A 12,103-nucleotide genomic window follows, 5' to 3' on the forward strand; every position below is an offset into this window, starting at 1 on the left:
AAGCAGGAGGAAATCTTGAAATGCATAAAGTTCTTTACTATGAAAACAGCAGATTTATAAGCAAAAATATAGATAAATTGATAATTGACGTTTTGGAACAAACTTCATTCGCCATAGAACAGGAACTTAATAATTTTACTGCACTAAAAAAAGACGAATTTAATAACATATTAAAAAATGCTGTAAAAAATAAATATGTAATATCTGAGTATATCTCAAATATTATAAAAAATAATGAAATTAACCATTTAAAAATAAAAATTGAAAAAAGCGTCAACAATATAATGGACAGGCATTTTATACCCATGCTAAATTTACAGCTGCCTGCTGAAATAAAACCGGATGTAAATTATCTCAAAATATTTGGCCAGGAATGTATAAATTACATGTTGTTGTTAGAAAATGGGAAAATAGCAGTTGATTTATCCTGGTCCTTAGTTTTTAATAAACTTCCCTGGGTAATAGAGAAAAAAATAGATATGCCTAACAGGTTGCTCAAACTTACAGGATTAGGGAAGGAACAAAATAGACAACAAATTGAAGAAATAATTCAGGAATTAATTGATGGTTTTTTTAAAACATTCACTATTTCTATCAGCAACCATATTTACGAACAGATAATCTATCATCTCAACCTGTATGAAGAAAAATTATATAATAATGAGCCTGTTTACCGTTTGCTAGATCAATATTTTTATAACAACAACTTTGAATATGCTCCACAAGCCGTTTAATCGTTTTTGACAAAGATACAGAAACTAAAATTCCATTCTTCCCTCCATAAAGCAGATAAGGCTTTCTAACCAGCCTTATCTGCTTCATATATTCAAGCCTTTAATTAACAGTCAAATATTAATCCTCATCATCAGCATCAATCTCCAGTTTTTTTGTTTCTGCCTTATTGTTTTCAACTATATCAGCCAGGTCATTCATAAAATCAGCTGTTTTTTGCATATAAGTTACTACTTCTTTTTTCCCCCTATCAATAGTGTTGTTTATGAACATTTTTTTCTTTTCTTTTTCCATGTGAGCTTCTTCCAGCAGTTTATCCCATTCCCTCTTTAAATTAGAAGCTTTGTCCACTACCATATCGGAAGCATTCATTGCCTTTGCTGTAGTAGCTACCGCCAGCTTTCTTATAGGATTTTTAAAGATTTTTACTACTGCCAGCCCTACTCCCACTCCCAACGCATATCGCAGAAAAACCTGATTCACAGCCATATCACCTCACAAATTTTTTTATATTTTTACCCTTTTTTAAAAAATTATTAATAAAACTATGGCTTTATTTTATTTTCTGGAATTACAGGTATATATTTCATATTTTGCGGAAATAAATATTATAAAATTAACAGCTGAGGTGATACTAGATGCAAAATGTTCAACAAGAAACAAATTATCTAAACGAACAGCAGTTCAATGAACTAAAAAAACAGCTTTTTGAAGAAATTGCTCAGCAGGCAAATACCAATACCAGGCAAAACAATAATTCCTACCAGCACTACTCAATAGATCAAGAAACTATGGATAATTTGATCGAAGAGATAATGCTCGAATTGCAAAAAAATAATAGCAACACCAGCCTATGGAATAACCTGAGAAACAAGTATTCCAACACCCGGGATGACTTTATGTACATGAAAAATGAAATCGCGGAAAAATTGCGCGATCGCATGGGTTATTATGACTACCAGGAAAAAAAAGCTAAAAAAATGTTTCTGGAAGGGCTAAAACAGGAAATAATGGCTGACCTTAAGGCACAACAAATATACCAAGACTATCTTGCCCGCAACCCCTATCCCCAAAGCCGGGATATAATAAATGAAATAATGTACGATATCCAGAAGATGGGATATACCAGAAGAGATCTCCTTGAAGCTATCAAACAGGTACAAAACTCCAATTCTATCCGGGGACGCATCGATAACTGGCTGGCTTCACCAGAAGGACGCGGTTTTAAATTGGGTACTATCGCGGCACTAACGGCAATATTTTTACTCCCTTATATGGGAAAATCTCTAAGGCCAGTGCTAAAATCAGTTCTGGGTGCTGGTATTGGCTTATCGGAAAATGTTCAGGCTTCGCTGGAAAGACTAATAGAAGAAGTTCAGGATATTTTCGCGGAAGCTCAATATGAAAAAAACAAGTACACCCAGCCCGCACCCGGCAATGTAACACCATTGCCAGGCAACCCGATTATACCCAATAATGACAAGGAGGATAATTAATTGGAAACTGAGCAGTTAAAAGCAAAGCTTAAAACCGCCTTTGTCCTGCTAAAGGAAGCAGTTGACATAAGCATAAATATAAACAAAAAAAATGACTTTTCAGTGTGGCAAGAAACTTTACAAATATGGGAAATTTTCGTGTCCCAATTTATAGAATATATCAAAAAAATAGACAAACAGCACCAGCTGGGGCTTTTAAAAAATATTGCCCCCTGGTGGAAGTTAATCAAATTCTAGCATCCATAAAGTCAGGATAAATTCCTGGCTTTTTTAGTTTATATGCATAATTTATTCTTCCCTGGAAAAACTTATTTTTAGTTTAATTCGCTGGTGAGGTGGTATAAAGTTGCCAAAACAATATTTTCATTATATACCCGGTAGATTACGCATATCATTACATGCCATCAACCAAAATCCCGGCAATGCCAAAATTATTCATGAAAATTTGTCTGCCATCACCGGAGTATACAATATAAAACTTAATCCTGTTACGGGAAGAGCTCTTATTGAGTTTTCGCCAGAACTGATAAATCTAGATAAATTATTATTTTATATATCCCAAATTGAACAAAGCCTGATTACCCAGCCAGCAGGCTATTTCACTAACAATAACCCTTCTTATTCTAAAAACAACATAATCCCTTTTAAAACCCCTATAACAGCCAAGCATTCCATTATGGACAAATCATGGCATGAAATGAAATGGGAAGAAGTTATAAACCTGCTTGAATCTGATATGCAAAACGGTCTCTCCTCTCAGGAAAGTCTACGCCGACTTTATATGTATGGTCCCAACCGTTTGCAAACCGAGAAAAAACGTTCTTTATTCTCCATGATATCTGAACAAATTAATCTCATAAACGGCTTATTAATAGGTGCTGGCATAGCTTCCTTTTCATTAGGTAATATCGCAGATGGTATAAGTATTCTCATTATAGTTGTACTTGAAACTATCATCAGCTTAATTCAAGAATACCGAAGCGAAAAGTCTCTTGCACTGCTAAAAGACTTTACCTGTCCGGAAGCTATTGTTATACGTGATGGAAAAAAACAAACTATCCCTGCCACTCATCTAGTGCCTGGTGATGTTATAGAATTGGAAGCCGGTAATATAGTTCCCGCTGACTGCCGGCTTATAACAGATTATGGTCTGGAATTAAAAGAAGATATCTTAACCGGTGAATCTATACCGGTTAGAAAAAGAAGCAATGTGACATGTATCGGCAACACAGCGCTAGCAGAACAAGAAAATATGTTATTTATGGGAAGTTTGGTTACCAGAGGACGCGCACGGGCAATAGTCGTAGCTACCGGGATGGCGACAGAAATGGGTAAAATAGCCAAACTTCTTGAAGAAGTAGAAAATGAATTAACTCCTCTGCAAAAACAACTTAATAAAATGGGACATAATCTTTCGTTCGCATGCATAGCCACCAGTGCCCTTATCACATTAATAGGTATACTGCGTGGTCAATCATTTTTCAATATGCTGCGCACCGGAGTCAGCATGGCAGTAGGTGCTATTCCAGAAGGTCTGCCTGCCATTATAACTATATCCATGGCCTTCAGCGTACAACGTATGGTCAAGAAAAATGCCATTGTAAGACAACTAAACACTTTAGAAACCCTGGCTTATGTTTCTGTTATATGTTCCGACAAAACTGGTACCTTAACCAAAAACGAGATGACGGTTACTGATATATATGCAGGCAATAAACTATATAAAATCACCAACACAGGCTTTTACCCCTTCGGCAAATTCATCCATGAAGATAAAGATATAAAACCGGAAAATATACCTTCTTTGGAAAAAACTCTGTTAGCTTCTGTTCTCTGCAATAATGCTGAGCTGTATTTAGACAATGCCACCAGCTCATGGCAAAGTCATGGTAATCCAACGGAAACAGCCTTATTAGCTGCGGCTTATAAAGCAGGTATGCACAAAAATAAAATTAACAAACAATACAAACGGATACGGGAAATCCCTTTTGATTCCGAAAAACGGCTTATGGCAGTTATAGTAGAAAATGAAAACAAAGAATGCTGGCTTTTCGTCAAAGGAGCCGCTGATGAAATAATTGCCCTGTGTGATAAACAACTTCACGATGAAAATGGAGAAATCCCTTTAAATATCGAAGATAAAAAACAGATTACATCTGCTCTGGAAGCAATGACAGAAAAAGCGCTCCGGGTTATAGCACTTGCCAGTAAACAAATAGATCATGATGATATAAAACAAGTTATGATGAACGATACCCTGGACGAACAAAATCTGCTAAAAAATTTAACTTTTTTAGGCCTAGCCGGTATGATGGATCCTCCCCGCCCCGAGGTAGTCACGGCTGTCAAAAAATGTCAAGAAGCAGGTATCAAAGTAATAATGATTACCGGTGACCATAAAAATACAGCTATAGCCATTGCTAAACAGCTTAACATCCTTACCGATGGCCTGGTATTAAGCGGTATGGAAATCGAAGAACTAAATGAAAAAGAACTTGAAAATAATATAGATAAAATTCAGGTAATCTACCGGGCTTCTCCCTCCCAAAAACTAAAAATAGTAAAACATCTTAAAAATAAAGGATTTGTAGTTGGAATGACCGGAGATGGAGTCAATGATGCCCCAGCAGTTAAAGAAGCTGATGTAGGTATAGCTATGGGTAAATGTGGAACCGATGTTACACGCGAAGCTGCAGGTATTACTTTAACCGATGATTCCTTTGCTACTATTGTAAATGCCATTGAAGAAGGACGCGCTATAAAAAATAATATACGAAAATTTATACGCTATGTACTGGCTGGCAATTTAGGGGAATTAATGGTAATATCTTCAGCCACTGTCCTTAAAATGCCCATCCCACTTGAACCTGGGCATATTCTATGGATAAACCTGGTAACTGAAGGAATCCCTGCTCTGGCTCTGGGTATGGATCCTCCTTCACCATACATCATGAAAAATCCCCCTTCTATGCCCCAGGAAAATATTTTTGATGAAAATATGAAGAAAAATATATTCAAAAGAGGCAGCAGCATAGGTTTAACAAGTTTAGCATTATTTAAAATGTCATTACTTTTATATCCCTATAACATATCTAAAGCCAAAACTATGGTGCTTGCCAATATAGTAGCAAACCAGATGTTTAATGTATTTGACTGTCGCTACGAAGAAACAGCTGACCTGGTATCAATACCAGGCCACAACAAATACCTGTTACCTTCTGTACTTGCTTCTAGCAGTCTCTTACTGGCAGTAGTCTATGTACCGTGGCTGCGGTTTATTTTCACTACTACCCCACTAAATATATTTGATTGGGGTATTGTGCTTTTCTCCTCAGGTATATTGGGGCGCATAAGCTCATTAAAAAACAAAAAACAGATTTATACTTTGCTGCCACAAATAGAAAAAGATTCTAAAACAGTATATACAATTCCCACATTATCTGAAAACCAGGATAATTTTGTAGAAAATGCCGCCAACTAATAGGAGGTGAAAATATGCAGGAACGCAGTGTAATTCCTGGGAGAGCTCGATTATACGATCCAGGTGTTTTAAATGAATCAGTTGCGAAGTATATTGAAATTTATGCCAAGAGCATATATGGACTAAAAAACTGCAAAATCAATCCTGTATTAGGCACTATTCTAATTGAATATGACCCGCAAAAAATATCTCTTGATGTCATTAAATCCAACTTACAAAAAGCTATAGAATCAGCATTAAATATGTCAGAAGAACAAATTAAAGAAAAAACCGAATTATATAAAGAATACTTCAATCTCGCCCAGCAAAAAAAGAAAACCGGCAAAAAATTTTTAATATACTCAGCAATATATATTTTATTTAAACTTAAACAGTCTAAATACGGCAAATTTGCATTGAGCAAAAATGTAACCTTACTTCAGATAGCTTCAGCAGCTACTATTATAGGAGGCTATCCTCTGGTTAAAAGCTTGTATAAAAAACTTACCAAACAAGTTCCAGCTGATAGTGACATACTTTTAAAACTTACAGCACTTTCCCTCACTATTATCAGAGAAAGTGCCAAAGGGGTGCTTGTCCTGGCATTGAAAGAACTAAACGACTATCTAAAATATGCTGCTGATGTATCAATACACGATATTATAACTAAAAAAATAACCAACCCTCCAGGAACTGCCTGGGTCAAAAATAATAATGAATTCCAATTAATGTCAATAAATGAATTAAAGCCTGGCGATATTATCAAAGTTAACACAGGAGAAATAATACCTGTAGATGGTAAGGTTATAGACGGTAAAGCAGTCACTAACAGCATTTACTATAACGGCCAAATGGTAATTGAAAATATAGAAAAAGGCCGCAAGGTAGCTCACGGTCTAAGTATATTATCAGGAGAATTAGAAATAAAAGTTACTAATATACCAGATTTTGAGCCCAAATTGGATATAAGCATTGAAAAATTTCCGTTACACAAAAGAGTCCACCAGTTTCAAAAATGGATAACACCAGTAGCTTTTTCTGCTGCTACAGCCAGTTATCTGTTTACACGCGATATAATGCGTTCTCTATCTATTATGCTGGTATTAACTCCATCTGCAGTGGGGGTAGCTGAAAGCTCCGGTATTAAAAACTATGTTGCTCTTTTGAATAAAAATAAAATATACCTCAAAAATCCCAATACCTTAAATAATATAATTGATGCCAAACAGATCGTGTTTGATAAAACAGGAACCCTAACTTACGGTAAAATGCAAATTCGTGACATAAAATTATTTGATAATACCCTGACAAAAGAAAAGCTACTCAATATATGTGCAGCATGTGAAGTCGAAAATTACCATCCCATATCTTTAACTATACGTGATCTTAAAAATGAAAAAATTGATTTTTCAAAGCTGCAAAGTTCAGTATATTTACCAGCCAGGGGAGTAAAAGCACAATATGATGGGCATGATATAATAATAGGTAATTCTGAACTTCTCACAGATAACAGTATTGATATAAATGAAGCCCTGAACATATACAGAGACTTGCAAAAACAAGCCTTAACTCCCATTTTGGTAAGTATAGATAATAAATTAGCCGGCATGATAGTACTGGAAGACAAATTACGCGAACAAGTGCCTGAAGCAATAACTAAACTAAGAAAACTTAAGATCAGTGATATTTCACTTCTTACAGGTGACAGCAAAACAAATGCAGATTTTATTGCCTCCAAGCTAAATATACCTAATGTTTATGCCAATAAAAATGCAGAACAAAAAGCACAACTTATACAGCACAAAAAACAGCAGGGTAAAGTAATAATGGTAGGAGATGGCATAAACGACATTCCTGCCATGCAGGCAGCAGATTTAAGCATAAGTTTTATCAGCCCGGCAGCTGATAAAGTATTCTTAAATTCTGATTGTCTCATAGATGAAAATAACATCGCAGGTTTAGCTGATTATATCATGTTGTCACAGAAAACCTACCGTATTATAAACCAAAGCATTACTTTTGCCCAAATATATAACATCTTTTACGGTATATGGGCTATCTTCTTCGGCTTAGACGCATTTACCGCTAAAACACTAAATACCGCGAACTCTTTATATGTTCTCTTGCTTAACAACAGAATAAATTTCCTAAAAAGTAATATTTAAAAAGCGTATATGGGTTTTTAGCCCATATACGCTTTTTTTAATTAAAAAAGTTAACAAAGTTAACGATTTTTTATCTCCGCCTGGGCAGCAGCCAGTCTGGCAATCGGAATACGGTAAGGAGAACAGCTTACATAATCAAGTCCTATCATATGGCAGAATTCGACTGAACTTGGCTCACCGCCGTGTTCGCCGCAGATACCGAGGAGTATATCCGGATTTTCTCCCCTTGCTTTTTCCACAGCTATCTTCATCAAGCCGCCTACCCCTTTACGGTCCAATACGGCAAACGGATTATCTTTTATTATCTTTTTATCAAGATAAACCGGGATAAACTTGCCTTCTGCATCGTCACGGCTGAATCCCAGAGTAGTCTGGGTCAAGTCATTGGTACCAAAGGAGAAGAACTCAGCTTCTCTGGCCAGCTCATCAGCAACTATGCAGGCACGGGGCAGCTCTATCATGGTACCTACTGCATAATCCAGCTCTATTCCTGTTTCTTCCTTAATCTGGCGGTAGACATCATTTATTTCCTCTTTCATAAGAGCCAGCTCAGCCACATCCATTACCAGCGGTATTTCAATTTCAGCAAAAGTAGGTATATTTTCTTTCTTAAGCTCAATCATGGCCTCGAAAATAGCCCTCGCCTGCATCCTATAAATTTCTGGATAGGTTATACCCAGGCGGCATCCTCTATGCCCCAGCATAGGATTAGCTTCGGACAGGCTATGTACTTTGGCTGCCAGTTCTTCTTTTTCCCTTATAACTGCCGGATCAGCACCCTGGTATTTTAATTCAGCAATTTCCAGGAGCAATGTTTCATAATCCGGTAAAAACTCATGTAAAGGAGGATCCAATAACCTTATGGTAACTGGATAAGGAGACATAGCTTTCAATATACCGTAAAAATCACCTTTCTGGAAAGGCAAAAGTTTGTCCAGGGCTTTCCTGCGCTCTTCCTCATTGTCAGCCAGTATCATTTCCTGTACGATAGGAAGCCTTTCTGTTTCCATAAACATATGCTCGGTACGGCAGAGGCCTATGCCTTCAGCTCCAAATTCTCTGGCTTTAGCTGCATCCTGGGGATTATCAGCATTAGCCCTGACCTTCAGCCTTCTTACTTCATCTGCCCAGCCAAGCAGAGTGGCAAACTCTCCGGACAAACTGGGTTCTATCATAGGTACTTCACCCAGCATAACTTTTCCGGTAGCTCCATCGATAGATATTATATCTCCTTCTTTTACCACCGTACCATTTACGGTAAACTGTTTGTTAGCCATATCTATTTTTATAGCTTCACATCCACATACACACGGTTTTCCCATACCTCTGGCCACTACCGCGGCATGAGAAGTCATGCCTCCCCTGGAAGTCAAAACTCCCTGTGCCAAAACTATGCCGTGTATATCATCAGGAGTAGTTTCATTGCGCACCAGAATTACTTTTTCCCCTGCTTCTCCCATTTTTTCAGCCAGATCAGCGTCGAATACCACTTTACCACAGGCTGCTCCAGGCGAAGCAGGAAGTCCCTGAGCAATAGGCTCCAGCTTGGCTGCTGGGTCTATCTGCCTATGCAGAAGCTGGTTAAGCTGTTCAGGATCAACCCTTAAAAGGGCTTCTTCCTTCGTTATCAAACCTTCATTTACCATATCAACAGCAATATGAACGGCTGCCCTTGCAGTACGTTTGCCGCTTCTGGTCTGCAGCATGTAGAGCTTGCCTTTTTCCACAGTAAATTCGATATCCTGCATATCGCGGTAGTGTTTTTCCAGCTTGGCACAGGTATCTATAAACTGTTCATAAACCCCCGGCAGTTCCTCTTTAAGTTTGGAAATAGGCATAGGGGTTCTGATCCCGGCCACTACATCTTCTCCCTGAGCATTAACCAGGAACTCCCCGTAAAGTTCATTTTCCCCGGTAGAAGGATTGCGGGTAAAAGCTACTCCCGTACCGCTGTCATTTCCCATATTGCCAAAAGCCATGGACTGTACATTAACCGCAGTACCCAGGTTATCATCAATCTTATTTATACGCCGGTAGACTATAGCCCGCTGATTGTTCCAGGAATCAAAAACTGCCCGGATAGCCATTATGAGCTGTTCATTCACATCCTGAGGAAAGTCAAACCCTTTTTCCTTCTTTACCAGAGCCTTATATTCTTCAATTATCTTTTTAAGCTCCTCAGCAGGTATTTCATAATCAAAAATTACCCCTAATTTGCTCTTGTACCGTTCTATAATATCTTCAAAAAGGGAATGTTCAACTTCCAGGACCACATTGCTGAACATCTGGATAAAGCGGCGGTAGCAGTCATAGGCAAACCTTTCATTGTCAGTCAAAGCCGCCAGGCCTTTTACCGTTTCATCATTCAAGCCTAAATTAAGTATGGTATCCATCATTCCCGGCATAGAGATAGCTGCTCCGGAGCGCACGGACACCAGCAGAGGATTTTTGGCATCCCCAAAAACTTTTCCTGTTTTTTCCTCAATTTTTCGGAGCGCAGCATAAACCTGCTCCATCATGCCTTCCGGAAAGTTCTTATTTTCTTTAAGATAAAAATTGCAGGCCTCCGTGGTTATAGTAAAACCAGGAGGAACCGGAAGGCCTATGCGGCTCATTTCAGCCAGATTAGCACCCTTGCCCCCCAAGAGGTACTTCATGTCAGCATTGCCTTCTTCAAAAAGATAAACATACTTGTGACTAGACATTGCTCAACCTCCTATAATAAATTTCCAAAATTTTGCTTGCTGTTTCCTCCACTGCTTTATTGGTGACATCTATTACAGGACAGCCAATTTTCTTCATTACTTTGTCTGCAAACTCCAGCTCTTCCAAAATGCGTTTTTCATCAGCATAACTGGCCTGTCCTTTAAGCCCCAGGGTTTTTAGCCTTTCCGCCCTGATGTGATAAAGCTGTTCCGGTTTTATAGTAAGCCCTATAACCTTGCCTTTCTCCTGTCTGAATAATTCTTCTGGAGGGGCCACTTCCGGAACCAGCGGAACATTAGCCACTTTTATCCTTTTATGAGCCAGATACATGGATAATGGAGTCTTGGAGGTACGTGAAACACCTACGAGAACAATGTCTGCCAGATTAATCCCTCTGGGATCTTTTCCATCATCATAGCGTACTGCAAATTCAACAGCTTCCACCCTTTTATAATACATTTCATCAACTTTGCGCAGAAGGCCAGGCTCTTTCTTGGGTTCCATGCCGCTAGCCCTCTTAAAAGCCTCGATAACTGGACCCAATATATCTATACATACTACTCCCGCCTCCAGAGCCTTTTGCTTTAAATAATCAGCCAGTTCATCAATAACCAGAGTATAAGCGATAATAAAATTGTTGGCCGCTGCCTGTTCCACTACATGCAGCAGCGTATCCCGGTCAGATATATTGGGTACCCTTCTTATTTCCATATGGCCAGAATTGAACTGGCTGGCGGCTGCTCTCACGACCATCTCAGCAGTTTCCCCTATGGAATCGGATACAATATATACTCCTGGCAAATGCCCTGTCAAAGCTTAAACCCCCTCAAATCTTTTCATAGCCAGATCTAAAAATAGCCTGGCTATGGTAGTCTTGCTTATTTTCCCAACTACTTGCAGCTTTTCTTCATTATTCTCATCTATAAAACATTTAACAACCGGGAGGCTGTCCACCTCATGTTCGACAATCTTCCTTACTGCTTCTACTACCGTTTCATCCAGAGTAGTAGTTATTATATTGGGCATCCGGGTCATTATCACACTTATGGGAACCTTATTAATATCCATCTGTCCCAGAGTAGCTTTCAGGAAATCTTTGCGCGAAACTACCCCAGCCAGAAAATTATCCTCATCCACTACATAAATACTTCCTGTATCTTCCGTAAAAAGTGCCACAATAGCATCATATATGCTGCAGGTTTCCTTTACCACCACCGGAACCGACTTTACATCCCTTACCCGATAGCGGTTAAGGATCTTGCGGATTTCATTCTCCACGGCTCCATTGCGAAAAGTATAGCCTACCCGGGGCTTGGCCTCCAGATAGCCTGACATAGTCAGAACCGCCAAATCAGGCCTTAAGGCTGCCCGGGTAACATTAAGCATCTCCGCAATGCTTTCGCCGGTAATGGGGCCATATTTTTTTACTATTTCCAGGATTTTTTCTTGCCTTTCGGTTAACTCTATCATTGCAATCACCAAAATATGATATACTTTTTGCCTAAGTTTATTTAATTATACTATACTATATGGCGCAAAAAAAT

Annotated in this window: 9 protein-coding genes; 5 read left to right on the forward strand and 4 right to left on the reverse strand. The window is 38.4% G+C overall.

Features of this window, described 5'->3' with window-relative positions:
- The first annotated feature begins 20 nt into the window (after positions 1–20).
- Positions 21–734, forward strand: a complete 714-nt coding sequence (locus ACZ42E_RS07490) for a hypothetical protein (protein ID WP_464891721.1) — start codon at positions 21–23, stop codon at positions 732–734.
- Between the two features lie 118 nt (positions 735–852).
- Here the strand turns inward: ACZ42E_RS07490 and ACZ42E_RS07495 are convergent, their stop codons facing one another.
- A complete protein-coding gene (locus ACZ42E_RS07495) occupies positions 853–1,215 on the reverse strand; it encodes a hypothetical protein (RefSeq protein WP_464891722.1) in 363 nt (120 codons plus the stop codon).
- A gap of 155 nt (positions 1,216–1,370) precedes the next feature.
- Between ACZ42E_RS07495 and ACZ42E_RS07500 the strand changes: the two genes are divergently transcribed.
- From ACZ42E_RS07500 to ACZ42E_RS07515, 4 genes are all read left to right on the forward strand, one after another.
- Complete coding sequence (locus tag ACZ42E_RS07500; protein WP_464891723.1) at positions 1,371–2,228, forward strand: hypothetical protein; 858 nt, start codon at positions 1,371–1,373, stop codon at positions 2,226–2,228.
- Entirely contained in the window at positions 2,229–2,465 is a 237-nt protein-coding gene (locus ACZ42E_RS07505) for a hypothetical protein (RefSeq protein WP_464891724.1), read from the forward strand.
- 109 nt (positions 2,466–2,574) lie between these two features.
- Positions 2,575–5,709 (forward strand): cation-translocating P-type ATPase, encoded by a 3,135-nt coding sequence (locus ACZ42E_RS07510; RefSeq protein ID WP_464891725.1) that lies wholly within the window; start codon positions 2,575–2,577, stop codon positions 5,707–5,709.
- A gap of 14 nt (positions 5,710–5,723) precedes the next feature.
- Positions 5,724–7,853, forward strand: a complete 2,130-nt coding sequence (locus tag ACZ42E_RS07515; RefSeq protein ID WP_464891726.1) for a heavy metal translocating P-type ATPase — start codon at positions 5,724–5,726, stop codon at positions 7,851–7,853.
- A gap of 59 nt (positions 7,854–7,912) precedes the next feature.
- Here the strand turns inward: ACZ42E_RS07515 and ppdK are convergent, their stop codons facing one another.
- The 3 genes from ppdK to ACZ42E_RS07530 are packed head-to-tail and all read right to left on the reverse strand — an operon-like array spanning position 7,913 to position 12,026.
- Positions 7,913–10,558, reverse strand: coding sequence for a pyruvate, phosphate dikinase (gene ppdK, locus ACZ42E_RS07520; protein ID WP_464891727.1), 2,646 nt, complete (start codon positions 10,556–10,558; stop codon positions 7,913–7,915).
- Positions 10,551–11,372, reverse strand: a complete 822-nt coding sequence (locus ACZ42E_RS07525) for a pyruvate, water dikinase regulatory protein (RefSeq protein WP_464891728.1) — start codon at positions 11,370–11,372, stop codon at positions 10,551–10,553. The genes ppdK and ACZ42E_RS07525 overlap by 8 nt, the downstream gene beginning before the upstream one ends.
- Before the next feature lie 3 nt (positions 11,373–11,375).
- Complete coding sequence (locus tag ACZ42E_RS07530) at positions 11,376–12,026, reverse strand: helix-turn-helix transcriptional regulator (RefSeq protein WP_464893507.1); 651 nt, start codon at positions 12,024–12,026, stop codon at positions 11,376–11,378.
- Between the last annotated feature and the right edge of the window lie 77 nt (positions 12,027–12,103).

This window comes from Thermosyntropha tengcongensis, from assembly GCF_055381335.1.

Excerpts from the sequence above, each read along its gene's own strand:
- ACZ42E_RS07490 (WP_464891721.1), top strand. The coding sequence starts at position 21 with ATGCATAAAGTTCTTTACTATGAAAACAGCAGATTTATAAGCAAAAAT.
- ppdK (WP_464891727.1), bottom strand. The coding sequence starts at position 10,558 with ATGTCTAGTCACAAGTATGTTTATCTTTTTGAAGAAGGCAATGCTGAC.
- ACZ42E_RS07515 (WP_464891726.1), top strand. The coding sequence starts at position 5,724 with ATGCAGGAACGCAGTGTAATTCCTGGGAGAGCTCGATTATACGATCCA.
- ACZ42E_RS07500 (WP_464891723.1), top strand. The coding sequence starts at position 1,371 with ATGCAAAATGTTCAACAAGAAACAAATTATCTAAACGAACAGCAGTTC.